The following is a 15,165-nucleotide window of genomic DNA, read 5'->3' on the forward strand; positions in this document are numbered from 1 at the left end:
GCTGTATGCCGACGCGCGCAGGGCCGCCGTGGAGATGGCCGAGCGCGGCGGCCGCATCGTCTTCCTGATCTCGGCGGTCGCCGGCATGCCGATGCGCCGCCATCCGCGCTTTTCCATGGAGAACGCGTCGATCCTTGCGGCGATGCGCTCGCTTGCCATGGAATTCGGGCCGAAAATCCTGGTCAATGCGGTCGGCCTCGGCGCCGTCGGGGACGGCGCCATCGTTTCGGGCGACAAGGCGATGCTCAGCCACACGCCGGTCGGCCGCGCTGGCAGCGTCGAGGAGGCGGTCGCCGCGGTGCTGTTCTTCTGCGATCCGTTGAACAGCTACACCACCGGACAGATGCTGGGCGTCGACGGCGGCTGGGCGGCGGGCTATGGGCGCAATTTCTGAGGCGCGGACGCTCGAGGCAGGGGCGCTGGAAGTCGGGCTGGCGCCGGCAATCGGCGGCAGCGTCAGCGCGATGCGCTGGCGCGGTATCGACCTCATGCGCCGGCTTTCGGATGACGACCGCGATGCGGGCAATGTGCTGGGCGTCGCCATGTTCCCGATGGTGCCCTACGCCAACCGAGTCGCCGGGAACGAATTCCACTTCGAGACGAGGCGCTGGCGGGTTCTGCCGAACAATCCGCCTGAGAGGTTCAACGTCCACGGCAGTGGCTGGAAGAAGCCATGGACCGTCACAAGGGCCAGTTCCGTCGCGGCCGCGCTGACGCTCGAGGTCGCCGCCGGTGCGGAGCCCTATTCCTATCGCGCCGAGCAGGCCTTCGCCGTTGCGGAAGAGGGGCTCAACGTGACCGTGACGCTGACCAACACAGGGCCGGTTGCCATGCCGTTCGGCTTTGGCCTGCATCCCTGGTTCGATCGCGATCCGGACGTGACGCTGCAATTCAGCGCCCGGCGCTTCCATCTCGAAGAGCCCGAGGGCGTTTCGGGCGATCCGATCACGCTGCCGCCCGAACTGGATTTCGCGAAGGGCCGGTCGCTGCCGGGCGGTTGGCGCAACAATGACTATGGCGGCTGGACCGGCGAAGCGATCATCCGCTTTCCGTCGCGCGGCGCCGGATTGCGGATCGTCGCCGATCCCGTCTTCAAGCATCTGATGCTCTATGCCGATCCGACCAAGCCTTATTTCTGCCTGGAACCGCAGACGAATGCCTCGGGCGCCTTCAACCGTGGCCAATGGAACGATCCGGACGAAGGCGTGATCGTGCTTGCGCCCGGCGAAAGCGCGGCGGGGACCGTATCGCTCATGCCGTTCTCGGTTACACCCGAAGCAGCTTAGAGCAATCGGGCCAGGAGCCCGCCATCCACCTGCATGGCACTGCCGGTGACGAAGGACGAGGCGTCCGAGACCAGGAAACCGATGGCGCTGGCGATCTCGGAAGGATTGGCGATGCGCGCGATCCTGTTGGGTTCGAATGAGAGGCCCAGCGCTTCCGCGCCGCCGGCCGCTTCCAGCCCGTCCAGCGTCATCCTCGTGGCGACGGAGCCGACCAGCACGGCGTTGACGCGGATGCGGTCGACCGCATAGTCGAGCGCCATCTGTCGCGACAATCCGACGACCGCGGCTTTCGTCGCCGCATAGGCAGGCACGCCGGGAACCGTAGCATCGGCATGCACCGAGGCGATGTTGACGATCGAGCCGCCGCCAGCCGCGCGCAGCAGCGGCAAGGTCGCGCGGCAGATGCGGAAAATGGCGGTCAGGTTGACGGCGATGGTCCTGTCCCAGTCTTCGTCGGAAAGCTCTTCGAGCCGCTTGCCGGTCGGATAGATGCCGGCGCAGTTGACGACTGCGTCTAGCCCGCCGAATCGTTCCGTCGCCTCCGCCACGGCCGCTCGCACCTCGATTTCGCGGGTGAGATCCGTCTCGCGAAAGATCAATTTGGCGCCGGCGTAACGGCCAGCGAGTGCCTTGCCCTCCTCAGCGTCCAGCCCGATGCCGAATACGGCCGCGCCCTGAGCGACGAGATATTCGGCCGTCGCCCGGCCGATGCCGGTGGCTGCGCCGGTGATCAGAACGCGTTTGCCGGCAAACATCATGCTGAAACCTGTGAAGCTTTTGCGTGGCGTTCGGTTTGCGCCGCGGCAACGGAACGCAGCACGCGATCCTCGCCGCCTTCGCCGCGGCCGAATTCGTCGACGATGCGGCCGTCGGCAACGACGAGGCAACGGTCGCAAAGACCGATCAGCTCTTCGAGCTCGGAGGCGACGATGAGCAAGGCTACGCCCTTCTCGGCCAATTCGACCACAAGGCGGTAGATCTCGTGCCGCGTGGCTGCGTCGACACCCTTGGTCGGCTCGTCGAGCAGCAGCACTTTCGGCGCCCGCATCAGCACGCGGGCGAACAGAAGTTTCTGCTGGTTGCCGCCCGACAGGTGGGTGACGGAGGCCAGTGGCGACGATGCCTTGACATTGAGCGCGCGCATGGCGGCCAGGATGGAGCTGCGTTCAAGCCCGCCGCGCACCACGCCGCGCCGCGACAAGGGCGCAAGATTGCCGATGGTGATGTTGGCGCCGACCGGCAGATTGAACAGCAGGCCGTCGCGCTTGCGGTCCTCGGTCAGAAGCGCAATGCCGGCGGCACGGGCGTCGCTCGGCGATCCGATCGCCACGGGACCGCCGGCGACGCGGATTTCGCCCTCGGCCGGGACGCGGCCGTAGATGCCGTGCAGGATCTCGCTGCGGCCGGAGCCGAGCAGGCCGGCAAGCCCGACGATCTCGCCGGCGGCCACCGACAGGTTGATGTCCTTCGCGCCATGCACGGCGCCGCTATGGCCGGCGACGGTGAGGTTGCGAACCTCCAGCGCGGCCGCTGCGCCGATGGGAGCCGCGTGCTCTGGGAACAGCCGTTGCAATCGTTGACCCGACATCGAGAAGATGAAGGTCTCGGCGTTGAAATCCTCCCTCGCGATACGCACCGTCACCTGTCCGTCGCGCAGCACCGTGGCGCGGTCGCAGATGGCGAGCACTTCCGGCAGGCGATGGGTGATGTAGATCATCGCGACGCCCTGCGCCTTGAGGCGGCCGAGCACACTGAACAGCGCGTCGACCTCCGTGCCGGAGAGCGAGGCGGTCGGCTCGTCCAGCATCAGCACGCGCGGCTTCATGACGATGGCGCGGGCGATCATCACCAGATGGCGCTGCGCCGAGGTCAGCGATGCGACATAGGCCCTGGGATCGATGCCGATGCCAAGATCGGCAAAAATCTCGCCCGCCCGCTGTTCCAGCCTCCGCTGGTTGACCAGCATCCCGTCGCCCAGCCCGGTGCGTCCGGCAAAGACATTCTCGGCGACCGAAAGCTGCTCGAGCACTTCGATCTCCTGTGGCACATAGCCGACACCGTTCGACCGCGCGTCGGCGGGCGAGGCAAAGCTGACCGGCTTGCCGTCGAGCTTGATGGCGCCGGTGTAGGAGCCGGCCGGATGCACGCCATTGAGTATCTTGACGAGCGTCGACTTGCCGGCGCCGTTCTGGCCGAGCAAAGCGTGGATCTCGCCCGGGACGACGTCGAAATCGACGCCGCGCAGCGCCTGCACACCGCCGAAACTCTTGGCGATTGCGATGGCCGACAACAGCGGTTCTTGGGCGGGCACGGCGATCCTCTCGGCGGATGCCAGGTCCGGGCAAGCCGCGGACCCGGCGATGGGCGTTACTGGCCGGCGCTGTCCAGCATCTTGTAATAGGGGTCGAGGTCGGCGGCGGTGATGACCTTGGCCGGCAGCGGGTTGCTGTAGGGCACGGTCTTGCCCTGGGCGAGATCGCCGAGCAGTTCGGCCACCTTGGCGCTCTCTTCATAGAGCGGCTGCGCGACGATGCCGTAGGCGGCGCCCGATTTCACCAGGTCGAGATTCTGCCTGATATAGTCCATGCCGACGATGACGACATCGCGTCCAGCCTTGCGGGCCGCGCCCGACCAGGTCTGGATGCTGTTGCCGGTGGTGCCGAAGGCCGCCGTCACGTCCGGATTGCCTTGCAGGATCGCCACTGCCTTGGCCTCGGCCGCCGAGGGCTCGAAGCCCTCCATCTGGGTGTCGAGCACCTTGATGTTGGGATATTTCTCGGCGATGGTCTTGCGGAAAGCGGCCGACATGGCGTTCTCGGTATCGTTGGACGCGCCTTGCGTCAGGGCCACGGTGCCCTTGCCGCCGAGCTTGTCGCCGATGGCGACGGCGGCGTTCTGGCCGGCGCCGGCAATGTCCTCGCCCGTCGCGGCCTTCAGCCCCTGGACCGTGCCTTCCGGCGGCAGCACATGCCAGGTGACGATCGGGAATCCCTCCTTGGCGAGCTTCGAGATGTAGGAGTAGATCGCCGGATCGGGACCATAGACGCCGATCGCATCGTATTTGGTGCGCGCCAGGGCGGCTTCGGCGAGCGGCAGAGTCGCCGGAATGTCCCAGTTCGTCGCGCTCGGATCGCCGACCACCTCGCAGGTGTAGCCGAGCTCCTTGCACTTGTTGAGGAAGCCCGCCTGCATGAGCCGATGGACAGGGTGGTCCTTCATCGCCTGCACCCAGAGCAGGTGGATGTCGGCGGCTTGGGCGAGGCCCGCCGAGCCCAGCGACGCGGCGGCGGCCACGGCCGCGAATGCCGTACGGATCAGTCCCTTTCTCAGATCGATCTTCATGTCCTACCTCCCTTGCTTCACCGGCGTTCTTGCCGGCGTAAGATCTGTTGTTTTGGAAATGTTGCCGTTTGAGTGAGTTCCTCGTGGCCCCCGCTAAGCGCCGGCGATGAAGTAGCGGCGGCGCACAATGTCGAGCCCGACGGCCATGACCATGATCACGCCCACCGCGATCTGCTGCCAGTTGGAGTTGACGCCGATGACGACGAGGCCGCTCTGCACCACCTTCAGCATCAGGATGCCGACAATGCCGCCCGCGACCGTGCCGGCGCCGCCGAACAGGCTGACGCCGCCGACCACGACCCCGGCAATGACCGTCAGTTCCCAGCCGCTGCCTATCGAGGTGCCGCCGCTGCCGAGATCGGCCATGACGAACATGCCGGCAATCGCTGACAGCGCGCCGACGACGATGAAGGCGCCGATCTTGCAGGCATTCGTGTTGATGCCGACCAGACGCGCCACTTCCTGGTTGCCGCCGGTGGCGTAGATATTGCGTCCGAGCACGGTGCGCCGCAGGACGAAATCGGCGAGGATCGCCGCGACGATGAAGAAGGCAAAGCTCCAGCCGAGGCCGAAGGCGAGGTCGGCGCTGCCGATCGCGTTGATCGTCTCTGGCAGCGGATAGACCGGATAGCCGCCCGTCACCACCTGGATCAGGCCCTGGCCGATGAACAGCATGCCGAGCGTCTGGATGAAGGCGGGGATGCCGAGCCTGACGACGATCACGCCGTTGAGCAGCCCGATCGCCGCGCCGACGCCGATCCCGCCTAGGATGGCCACGGTCACCGGCAGCGCGGCCGCCGTCATCAGCTTGGCGGCGACCACCGCGGACAGGCCGGCCACCGAGCCGACGGACAGGTCGAATTCGCCGGCCACCAGCAGGATGGTCTGGCCGATGGCGATGATGCCGACGAACGACACGACGTTGAGAATGGCGCGGATGTTGCGCTCCGACAGGAAAGCCGGTTCGAGCAGCCAGAAGAAGACGATCAGCAGAGCCATCGCCGCCAGCACGCCGACTTCGCCGATGGCGATGAAGCCGATCAGCCGCCGCCGGAAAGATTGCCCATCCCGGGGCGGCGAGCTCACGTCAGCCGCGCTTTCCATCCTGACCTCCCTGGCGGCGCACGTCGCCGGCTCCCGCAACCGGCACCATCTCGCCCACGCCGATCCCGGCGTGCTCCTCTGCGCCATTAAGATTATAATATTATAACTTGTCAACGGCGAAATTTCAGAGGATGCGCGATGCCGGGCACGTCGCTGGAAAGCGCCTGTCGCAGCCGCTATGAATGGCGTTGGTCGTGCGATCCGGAGCTGGTTTTTCCCTTCGCGCATCATGCTTTGTGGAGCTTGGCGATGGCTGATGGGGCAGGGGACGATCCCGACGGGAACACACCCTCGCAGCGGCTTGGGGTTCGCGAGATCGCTAGGCGCATCGGTGTCGCGCCGATCACGGTGTCGCGTTCCCTGTCCAATCCCGGCAGGGTCTCGGCGGAGACGCGCGCCAGGGTGCTGGAGGCGATAGAGCAGATCGGCTTCGTGCCCAACCAGCTTGCGTCGAGCATGCGCGGCAACGGCCGTATGATCGGGACGGTGGTGCCGCCGCTGATCAATTCGGGTATTGCCGAGCAGGTGCAAGGCATGTCCGACGAATGCCATGAGGGCGGCTATTCGATGCTCTTGGTGCAGGGTGAATTCACGCCGGAAGCCGAGGAGAAAGCGATACGCACGCTGCTCGGCTGGCGCCCGGCCGGCATGATCCTTCAGAGCTTCGTGCAAAGCGAAACGGCGCGTGGCTTGTTGAAGGGCAGCGGCGCGCCGGTGGTCGAGATCTCCGAGGTCAAGGGCCGCGATCCGATCGACATGGTGGTCGGCATCTCCAATTTCGAGACCGCCTACGCCATGACCATGCATCTGGCCGCCAAGGGCTACAGGCGGATCGGTTTCGTCTCGACGCCGATCCACGGCAATGACCGCCTGCGGCAGCGCCGCACCGGCTACCACGCGGCGCTGACCAAGCTCGGCATCAGGAACCACGACGGCATGGAAGTCGAGGTGCCGATCACCGCGCAGGGCGGCGCCGAGGCGCTGATCACGCTGACATCGCGGCACAAGGACATCGACGCCATCTTCTTCTCCAGCGACACGCTGGCCGTCGGCGCCGTGCAGGAATGCCACCGGCGGGGCTGGGCGGTGCCCGGCAGGATCGCCATCGCCGGCTATGGCGACATGGACCTCGCCGCGCAGCTCTATCCGCGGCTGACCACGGTGAAGGTCAACCGCTACGACATGGGCCGGCGCGCCGTGCGGCAATTGCTGGCGAGACTGGGCGGCAATGGCGAGGTGCCGGCCGTCACCAGCCTCGGCTTCGAGATCATCGACCGCGAAAGCGCCTAACGTTTTTCGTCATCCTAGGGCGAAGCAAGGAGCGAAGCGGCGTCGCGAAGACCCGAGGATCCATTCCATGGCTTCGCGCGAAGGGTAAAGACGGCGCAGAACAGAGGGTCGTTCTGCACGGCCGTGACGCTTACAGCTAACGGAATGGATCCTCGGGTCTGCGCTGCGTCGCTTCGCTCCTTGCTTCGCCCTAGGATGACGAACTCGCGGAACGCCCTGCCAGTTTAGAGGCCGGCTTTCTCCGCTTCTTCGCGGCGGCCAAGGCGCTTCTCCCAGCCTTCGGCATGAACGTTGAGATAGGCGTTGGGATCGTAAGGATGATCCTTGACCGCATCGAGGTTGAGATCGATGCCGAGCCCCGGCACTTGCGGCAGCGACAGATGACCGTTGTCCGGGTTGACGGTCGGATGCCAGGTCACCAGCTCGCGGGTCCATGGATCGTTGAACGCGTCAAAATGCTCCTGGATCAGGAAATTCGGCACCGCCGCCGCCAGTTGCAGGCACACCGCCGTCGCCACCGGTCCGCCGCTTTGATGCGGCGCGATATGGCTGCCGTGAGCAAGCGCAAGATTGGCGACCTGCATCGATGGCGCGATGCCGCCAAGCGACATCGGCTCGGGCTGGAAGATGTTGACGCCGCCGCCGGCGGCCAGCGCGTAGAACTGGCCGACCGTGTCGTACATTTCGCCGGTCGCCACCGGGATGGGCGAGCGGTGCGCCACCTCATGCACCGTCTCCTGGCGATCGCGCGAGGTCGGCTCCTCCCACCAGTAGATGTCGAGATCGGCGAATTTCCGCGCCGCCTGAAGCGCTGCGATCTCGGTGAAGCGCGCATGCACGTCGATCAGGATCAGCGTGTCGCTGGGCAGTCCATCGCGCAGTTCGCGGCAGATTGCGTAGGAAAGCTCCAGTTCCTCGCGAGAGATGAAACCTTGCGCGGTGCCGAACGGGTCTAGCTTGAACGCCTTGAAGCCCTTGGCCAGCACCGCCTTTGCGGCTTCGAGAAAGGCTTCCGGCGTGCGTTCCGTGCGATACCAGCCATTGGCATAGCCAAGCACCGTGTCGCGTACCTGCCCGCCGAGAAGCTGGTGGATCGGCACGCCCAGGCTCTTGCCCAGAATATCCCAGCAGGCGACCTCGATAGCCGCGATCACCGTGCGGTGAATGTGGCCGCCGTCGAGCGAAACACTGTCCAGCATGCGCTTGGCCAAGGCGTTGATGCGGCGCGGGTCCTGGCCGATCGCGAGATGCTTGAGCTCGTGCACGCCGGCTTCGGTGGTCTTGATGAAACCGTTCAGCGTGCCTTCGCCGACGCCATGGATGCCCTTGTCGGTATGGACCTTGACGAAAAGCCAGTTCTTCCAGCCGGCGCCGACGGCAAAGGTCTCGATGTCGGTGATCTTCATGCAGACTCCAACCCGCTAATCGTTGCGACGACGGCTTCGGTGGTGAGGCCGTACTTCGCCTGCAGGGTGGGCACCGCGCCGCATTCGATATAGCGGCGGGGCAGGCCGATGCGCGTCACTTTCTTCGCGATGCCCGCCTCGAACAGGCTTTCGACGACAAGGCTGGCCAGGCCGCCGACCATGACATGGTTTTCCGCCGTGACGATCCGGCGGACGCCGGAGGCGAACTCGGCCACGGCGCCGGCGTCGAACGGCTTGATCGTCGGCACATGCAGGACGCCGGTGGAAATGCCCTGTTTCTGCAAGGCCTCCGCCGCGTCCAGTGCCCGCTCGGTCATGAACCCGGTCGAGATGATGCCGACATCGGAGCCTTCGCGAAGCCGCCGCGCCTTGCCGATCTCGAATGTGTAGCCAGGCTCGAGCACGACGGGGACGCTGCCGCGCAGCAGCCGCATATAGACGGGGCCCTGATGCTCGGCGATCGCGGCAGTCGCCGCCTCGATCTCGGTCGCGTCGCAGGGATCGATGACGGTCAGGCCGGGGATCATGCGCATCAGCGCCAGATCCTCGATCGCCTGATGCGTGCCGCCATAGCCTGTCGTCAATCCCGGCAGGCCAGCGACGATCTTCACGTTGAGGTTGGAGTGGGCAAGCGCGATGGCGACGAAGTCATAGGCGCGACGCGTCGCGAACACGCCATAGGTGGTGGCGAACGGCACCTTGCCGGCGCGGGCAAGCCCGGCGGCGACCGCGACCAGATTCTGTTCGGCCATGCCGACATTGAAGAAGCGGTCGGGAAAGGCGTCCCGGAACGGCAATATGTCGGTGTATTTGCCAAGGTCGGCGGTCAGCCCGACGATGTCGTTGCGGCTCTGCCCAAGTCTGGCCAGGGCCCGCCCGAAGGGTGCGTCCACGCTTTGCCGGCCGCCGCCGACAGCCTCGTCCTGGCCCATGGCCAGGGTCCGTCCGGCTTGCACGCCGCCGCTCATAGGTGCGTTCCCATGCGTTTGTCGAATTCTGCGATGATGCCGTCCCATTGCGCCACGTCGATGCGGAAGAAGTGCGATTTCTCGCTGGTCTCGATGCGCGGCACGCCTTTGCCGGGCAGGGTGCGCAGCACGATCGCCTTCGGCTTGCCATTGCGCTGGCGCGCGCCGGCCAGCGCATCGACGATGGCTTTCATGTCGTTGCCGTCGATCTCCGCCGTTTCCCAGCCGAAGGCGCGCCATTTGTCGGCCACCGGCTCCATGTTGAGCACCACGGGTCCGTCGGCCTGGATGCCGTTGCAGTCGATCAGCGCGACGAGCCCGTCCAGCTCGAAATGGCTGGCCGACATCGCCGCTTCCCAGGTTGAGCCCTCCTGCATCTCGCCATCGGAAAGCTCGACGAAGACGCGCGCGTCCGAGCGATCGAGGCGAAGTCCCAGCGCCTGGCCGATGCCTTGCCCGAGGCCATGTCCGAGCGAGCCGCCGATGACCTCGACGCCCGGCGTGGTGTCGAGCGTCGACATCTCCAGCCGGCTGTCATCGGCGCCATAGGTGACAAGTTCCTCGACCGGGATGATGCCGGCCTCGGCGAGGGCGGCCCAAAGCGCGATCGAGTAGTGCCCGGTCGACAACAGGAAACGGTCGCGATCCGGCCATGCCAGATTGTGCGGATCGTAACGCAGCTCGTGGAAATAGAGCGCCGCCAGCATGTCGGCGATGCCGAGGCCCTGGCCGATATAGCCCTGGCCCTGGCCGCGCGCCATGGTCAGCATATGGCGGCGAAGCAGCGTCGCCTTGCGTTCCAGCGCGGCGACGTCGGCGCTGCCGGGAGGGGAGTTTCGCAGCATCGATGCCTAGTCCTTGTCCAACCCGCCCGACATGTTGAGCCGCTCGGCGGTCATGTATCGCGGCGCGTCGAGGCAGAGCCAGACGACGGCTTCCGCCACCTCGGAAATCTCGGCGCGGCGGCCGAGCGGAATGCGGCGCGTGCGTTCGTCGAGGAAAGCCTGCAGATCGCTGCGGCCATTGGCGCGGGCAAGATCGAGCTCGGTCGAACGCTGCATCTCGGTGTCCATCATGCCCGGCGCCAGGCTGTTGACCAGCACGCCGTAAGGCGCAAGCGCGACCGCCGCCGCGCGGGTGATGGAATCGACGCCGGCCTTGCTCGCCGTGTAGGCGGTGTAGTCGGGCAGCGCCATGCGCGAGCCGGGCGAGGTGATGTTGACGATGCGTCCCGAGCGCTGCTTGCGCATCACCCGGCCGGCCGCCTTGCAGGCCATGGCAAGCGCCGTGACGTTGAGCGCCAGCGTGCGCGTCCAGGCCTTGAAGGTTGCGTCGAGGAAGGGCTCGATCACGCCATAGCCGGCATTGTTGACGAGGATGTCGATGCCGCGCCAACGCGCGACCACTTTCTCGACCGCCGCTTCCGGAGCGCCCTCGAGCGTGAAGTCACTGACGATGATCTCGGCTTCCGCGCCGGCTTGGCCGATCTGCCTGGCCGTCTCGGTCAGGCCTTCGCCATTGATGTCGGTAATTGCGACGGCGCAGCCGCGCCCGGCCAGTTGCAGCGCCACCTCGCGGCCAAGCCCTCCAGCGGCCCCGGTGACAAGCGCCCTGCGCGGCGTGGTGTCTGGTATCTCAGCAGGCAAGCCAACCTCCTCCCAAGGTCATCTTGACGCGATGGATACCGGTATCCATAGATAGGTGTCAACGGGCTTGTGCTACTGTTCGCGGGCTATGCGCTCCGGTGGAGCCGGGAGGGAAAATTGAAGATCGTCGCGCTTGAAACGCTGCAACTGGCGGAATTCCCATTCCTGTTCTGGCTTCGCGTCCACACCGATGCCGGCATCATCGGCACCGGCGAAACCTTCTGGGCGCCGGGGCCGGTCGCCTCCTACATCCACGACAACGTCGCGGCCTACCTCATCGGCAAGGACCCGCGCGATATCGAGCTGCACGACCGCACGCTGGGCAGCGTCTATGTCGGCGCGCGCGATTCCGGCGCGGAGGTGCGCGGCAATTCCGCGGTCAACATCGCGCTGTGGGATATCTATGGCCAGGCGCTTGGCGAGCCGGTCTGGCGGCTGCTGGGCGGCCGCACGCACAGAACCGTGCCGATCTACAACACCTGCGCCGGCTACAAGCATGTGCGCGCCAGCAAGAAGAACGCGCTGTTCGAGCGCGGCGAGGATTGGTCGCTCAAATCGGGCGATTCCAACGAAGGCCCGTATGAGGACCTGCTGGCATGGCGCTACAATGCCGGCGATCTCGCCAGGAGCCTGAAATCCGAAGGCATCGGCGCCATGAAGATATGGCCGTTCGACATCGCCGCCGAGGCATCGAACGGCGCCCGCATCTCGCTTGCCGACCTCGACAAGGCGCTGGAGCCGTTCCAGAAGATCCGCGACGCCGTCGGTCGCGACATGGAGATCATGGTCGAGCTGCATGGCCTGTGGAGCCTGCCGCCGGCGCTGCGCATCGCCGAGGCGCTGAAGGCCTACGACGTCGCCTGGCTGGAGGAGCCGATCCGCTACAACGAGCTCGACGCGATGGCCGAGTTGGCGCGCCACACATCGATCCCGATCGCGGCCAGCGAGCGGCTGGCCACGCGGCAGATGTTCAAGCAGTTGATCGACAAGCGCGCGGCCAGCGTGATCATGATCGACCTTGCCTGGTGCGGCGGCCTTTCCGAAGCACGCAAGATCGCCAACATGGCCGAGGCCAGCGAATTGCCGGTGACGCTGCACGACTGCACGGGGCCGATCGTCTATGCCGCCAGTTGCGCGCTTTCGGCCACCTTGCCGAACGTCAACTACCAGGAAGCCGTGCGCGCCTATTTCACCGGCTGGTACACCGAGATCGTCGCCGACATTCCGCCGGTCAGCGACGGCCATGTCGCGCCGCTCGACGGGCCGGGGCTCGGCCTCAGCCTTCGGCCGGAGCTGTTCCAGCGGCCCGACGCCACGGTGCGGATCACCAAGATCTAGAGCACGGTTTTCGCCAGGACCTTTGTCAAAACAAGGCGATAGAGCGTTTTGCCGGCCCCGGTGAAACGGTGAGCGCTCTTGCGCCTCGCGGCTTCGCGCACAACCTATAGACATTATGCTATTATAATCTATGATGCACCCGAAGCGGGCAGCCACGAGCTCGCCGCCGGTGCGTTTCTGTCCGGCGCCAGACGGATCGATGGGAGGTTTTGGTGGCAATTTCTGCGGCGCGCGCACGCGAGGATTTCAAGGGTGCGCCAAATCTGCCCGACCGAAAAATCCTGCTCGACCTGTTCGAACGCATGGTGTTGCTGCGCCGCTTCGAAAGCGTTGCCCAGATCGCTTGCCGCAAGGGCGAGACACCTGGCTTCCTGCATCTCTATATCGGCGAGGAAGCGACCGGCGTCGGGGTCTGCGTGCATTTGCGGCCGACCGATTGGGTGACATCGACCCATCGCGGCCACGGCCATGCGCTGGCCAAGGGCGCCAATCCCGGGCGCGTCATGGCCGAGCTGTTCGGCAAGGCCGACGGCATTTGCGGCGGCCGCGGCGGCACCATGCATCTCTACGACCGTTCGGTCGGCCTGTTCGGCACCAACGGCATCGTCGCCGCCGGCATCGGCCATGCCGTCGGCATCGGCATGAGCGCCCGCCGGCAGGGCCGCGACGATATCGGCGTCGCTTTCTTCGGCGACGGCGCCGCCAATCATGGCGGCTTCCACGAGGCGCTCAACTTTGCCGCCGTGCAGCGCGCGCCGGCGGTCTTCATTTGCGAGAACAATCTCTACGCCACCGCCACTCCGCTCAAGTCGATCACGCTCAACCCCGAGATCGCCACCAAGGCCGCGTCCTACGGCATGCCCGGCGTCGCTGTCGACGGCAACGACGTCTTCGCCGTCTGGCTGGCCATGAAGGAAGCGACCGAACGCGCGCGGGCCGGCAAGGGCCCGACTCTGATAGAGGCCAAGACCTATCGCACTGTCGGCCACCATGAGGGCGACCCGGTCATCGGCACGTATAGGACGCAGGAAGAACTCGACGCCTGGATCAAACGCGATCCGATCGACATGTTCCGCAAGCGGCTGATCGAGGACTATGGCGTTGCCGACGCCGAGGCGCTCGCGGCAATAGAGGCGCGGATCGAGAAAGTGGTGGAGGAGGCGCTCGCCTTCGCCCGCACTTCGCCCGAGCCCGATCCGGCAACGGTGCGCCTGCATGTCTTCGCCGATCCGATCAATCCGCCGGCCGCCCTGCAGCCGCGCGCCGTCGGAGAGACGCGGACGCAAGGCTGGCTGGAGGCGGTGCGCGACGGCATCGCCGAGGAGATGCGCGCCAATCCGGCGATCCTCTATTTCGGCGAAGGCACCGGCGAACGCGGCGGCAGCTTCGCCCACACCAAGAACCTTTGGCAGGAGTTCGGCCCTGATCGCATGGTCGACACGCCGATCTCCGAACAGGGGTTCACCGCCGCCGCCGTCGGCGCTTCGGCCACGGGCGCGCGCACCGTCTCGGACCTGATGTTCGCCGATTTCGCCTTCGAGACCGCCGGGCAGATCTTCCTGCAGGCGGCCAAGCTGCGCTACATGACCAGCGGCGTGATGAGCGCGCCGATGGTGGTGCGCGTCGGCGCCGGCGCGCTGCGCAGTTCCGGCCCGCATCACAGCGGCATCTATCATCCGGTCTTCGCCCATATGCCCGGCTTGATCGTCTGCGTGCCGTCGAATCCGGCTGACGCCAAGGGGCTGATGAAGACGGCGCTGAGAGCCGGCGATCCCGTCATTATGCTCGAACCGAAAGCGCTGTTCGCTTCCAAGGGCGAGGTGCCGGCGGGCGAGCACTATGTGCCGTTCGGCGTCGCGCGGATCGCGCGGGCAGGGAAAGACATCACCATCGTCGCGGCCGGGCAGATGGTGCAGCGCGCTTTGGAGGCGGCGGAGGCATTGGCGGCCGAAGGCATCGAGGCCGAGGTGATCGACCCGCGCACCATCATGCCGCTCGATATCGACACGATCGTCGCCAGCGTCAGGAAGACCCATCGCCTGCTCATCGTCGACGAGGCGTGGGCCATGTGCGGCCTTGGCGGCGAGATCGCCCAGGCGATCAACGAGCTCGCCTTCGACGAGCTCGACGCTCCGCCCGGAAGACTGCATACGGCACCGACGTCCCATCCGTTCGCGCCGGTGCTGGAGCGAGCCATGCTGGTCGACGCGGCACGCATCGCCGAGGGCGCTCGCGATGTGATCGCCGGCACGCCACCGGTGCCGGATCACTGGTACACGGTCGGCCTGAAAAGCGCTGCGCCGGCAAAGCCAGCAGCTGTTCCAGTCAAGTCGCAGCCCGCTCCACAAGCTGCTTCCGTACCCGCCAGCGACGACGAGCCGGTGACGATGCCTTTCGGCGATCTCACCGTCAGCGAGGGCACGGTCGTCAAATGGCTGAAGGCGGTCGGCGACACGGTCAAGGAAGGCGAACTGATCGCCGAGATCGAGACCGACAAGGCCGTGGTCGAGATTGAGGCGCCGGTCAGCGGAACGCTCAGCGCCATCGATCAGCCGGTCGGCGCCGTCGTGCCGATGGGCGGGCGCATCGGCGGCATCAAGAAATAATCACCTGTACCCAAGAATCCGAAGGGCAAGCATGAAGATCCTGTGCGCCAATTGGCAAGCCGCCGACGAGGCCGAGCTCGAACGCGAGCACTATCCTGACATCGAGTTCATCCTGGCACGCTCGACCAACGACAAGGCCGCCGCGCTCGATCCGGCGG

13 protein-coding genes are annotated in these 15,165 nt (G+C 66.1%); 5 read left to right on the forward strand and 8 right to left on the reverse strand.

The features are described from left to right. Together EOD07_RS04140 and EOD07_RS04145 are read left to right on the forward strand one after the other, a co-directional pair. Window positions 1-394 (forward strand): SDR family oxidoreductase (locus EOD07_RS04140; RefSeq protein ID WP_127234077.1); only part of this gene is annotated, 394 nt, incomplete at its 5' end. Continuing rightward, window positions 378-1,286, forward strand: a complete 909-nt coding sequence (locus tag EOD07_RS04145) for an aldose 1-epimerase (RefSeq protein ID WP_127234078.1) — start codon at window positions 378-380, stop codon at window positions 1,284-1,286. The genes EOD07_RS04140 and EOD07_RS04145, both read left to right, overlap by 17 nt. Here EOD07_RS04145 and EOD07_RS04150 read toward each other — a convergent pair. The 4 genes from EOD07_RS04150 to EOD07_RS04165 all read right to left on the reverse strand — a co-directional run bounded on the left by EOD07_RS04150 (window position 1,283) and on the right by EOD07_RS04165 (window position 5,732). Further along, entirely contained in the window at window positions 1,283-2,044 is a 762-nt protein-coding gene (locus EOD07_RS04150) for an SDR family NAD(P)-dependent oxidoreductase (protein WP_127234079.1), read from the reverse strand. The two genes, EOD07_RS04145 and EOD07_RS04150, sit on opposite strands and share 4 nt — an antisense overlap. Then, complete coding sequence (locus tag EOD07_RS04155; protein ID WP_245469835.1) at window positions 2,041-3,597, reverse strand: sugar ABC transporter ATP-binding protein; 1,557 nt, start codon at window positions 3,595-3,597, stop codon at window positions 2,041-2,043. The genes EOD07_RS04150 and EOD07_RS04155 overlap by 4 nt, the downstream gene beginning before the upstream one ends. Window positions 3,598-3,653: 56 nt before the next feature. Then, entirely contained in the window at window positions 3,654-4,628 is a 975-nt protein-coding gene (locus EOD07_RS04160) for a substrate-binding domain-containing protein (protein WP_127234081.1), read from the reverse strand. Between the two features lie 93 nt (window positions 4,629-4,721). Beyond that, entirely contained in the window at window positions 4,722-5,732 is a 1,011-nt protein-coding gene (locus tag EOD07_RS04165) for an ABC transporter permease (RefSeq protein ID WP_127234082.1), read from the reverse strand. A 249-nt stretch (window positions 5,733-5,981) separates the two neighbouring features. On the opposite strand from EOD07_RS04165, the gene EOD07_RS04170 reads away from it, so the two are divergent. Further along, window positions 5,982-7,022: a substrate-binding domain-containing protein gene (locus tag EOD07_RS04170; protein ID WP_127234083.1), complete on the forward strand. Its 1,041-nt coding sequence runs from the start codon at window positions 5,982-5,984 to the stop codon at window positions 7,020-7,022. Between the two features lie 224 nt (window positions 7,023-7,246). Here the strand turns inward: EOD07_RS04170 and EOD07_RS04175 are convergent, their stop codons facing one another. From EOD07_RS04175 to EOD07_RS04190, 4 genes are read right to left on the reverse strand one after another with little or no spacing between them, the layout of a single operon-like run. Continuing rightward, entirely contained in the window at window positions 7,247-8,428 is a 1,182-nt protein-coding gene (locus EOD07_RS04175) for a mandelate racemase/muconate lactonizing enzyme family protein (RefSeq protein WP_127234084.1), read from the reverse strand. Further along, window positions 8,425-9,417, reverse strand: coding sequence for a transketolase C-terminal domain-containing protein (locus EOD07_RS04180; protein ID WP_127234085.1), 993 nt, complete (start codon window positions 9,415-9,417; stop codon window positions 8,425-8,427). Before EOD07_RS04180 ends, EOD07_RS04175 begins: the two co-directional genes overlap by 4 nt. Beyond that, window positions 9,414-10,262: a transketolase gene (locus tag EOD07_RS04185; protein WP_127234086.1), complete on the reverse strand. Its 849-nt coding sequence runs from the start codon at window positions 10,260-10,262 to the stop codon at window positions 9,414-9,416. Before EOD07_RS04185 ends, EOD07_RS04180 begins: the two co-directional genes overlap by 4 nt. A 6-nt stretch (window positions 10,263-10,268) precedes the next feature. Continuing rightward, window positions 10,269-11,063, reverse strand: a complete 795-nt coding sequence (locus tag EOD07_RS04190; protein ID WP_127234087.1) for an SDR family oxidoreductase — start codon at window positions 11,061-11,063, stop codon at window positions 10,269-10,271. Between the two features lie 117 nt (window positions 11,064-11,180). On the opposite strand from EOD07_RS04190, the gene EOD07_RS04195 reads away from it, so the two are divergent. Then, complete coding sequence (locus EOD07_RS04195; protein WP_127234088.1) at window positions 11,181-12,401, forward strand: mandelate racemase/muconate lactonizing enzyme family protein; 1,221 nt, start codon at window positions 11,181-11,183, stop codon at window positions 12,399-12,401. A gap of 212 nt (window positions 12,402-12,613) precedes the next feature. Next, a complete protein-coding gene (locus EOD07_RS04200; protein WP_127234089.1) occupies window positions 12,614-15,007 on the forward strand; it encodes a thiamine pyrophosphate-dependent enzyme in 2,394 nt (797 codons plus the stop codon). The last annotated feature ends 158 nt before the right edge of the window (window positions 15,008-15,165 follow it).

The organism is Mesorhizobium sp. M2C.T.Ca.TU.002.02.1.1 (assembly GCF_003997225.1).

Coding starts and splice junctions, on each gene's coding strand:
- EOD07_RS04145 (WP_127234078.1), top strand. CDS start 378: ATGGGCGCAATTTCTGAGGCGCGGACGCTCGAGGCAGGGGCGCTGGAA.
- EOD07_RS04150 (WP_127234079.1), bottom strand. CDS start 2,044: ATGATGTTTGCCGGCAAACGCGTTCTGATCACCGGCGCAGCCACCGGC.
- EOD07_RS04160 (WP_127234081.1), bottom strand. CDS start 4,628: ATGAAGATCGATCTGAGAAAGGGACTGATCCGTACGGCATTCGCGGCC.
- EOD07_RS04165 (WP_127234082.1), bottom strand. CDS start 5,732: ATGGAAAGCGCGGCTGACGTGAGCTCGCCGCCCCGGGATGGGCAATCT.
- EOD07_RS04170 (WP_127234083.1), top strand. CDS start 5,982: ATGGCTGATGGGGCAGGGGACGATCCCGACGGGAACACACCCTCGCAG.
- EOD07_RS04175 (WP_127234084.1), bottom strand. CDS start 8,428: ATGAAGATCACCGACATCGAGACCTTTGCCGTCGGCGCCGGCTGGAAG.
- EOD07_RS04180 (WP_127234085.1), bottom strand. CDS start 9,417: ATGAGCGGCGGCGTGCAAGCCGGACGGACCCTGGCCATGGGCCAGGAC.
- EOD07_RS04185 (WP_127234086.1), bottom strand. CDS start 10,262: ATGCTGCGAAACTCCCCTCCCGGCAGCGCCGACGTCGCCGCGCTGGAA.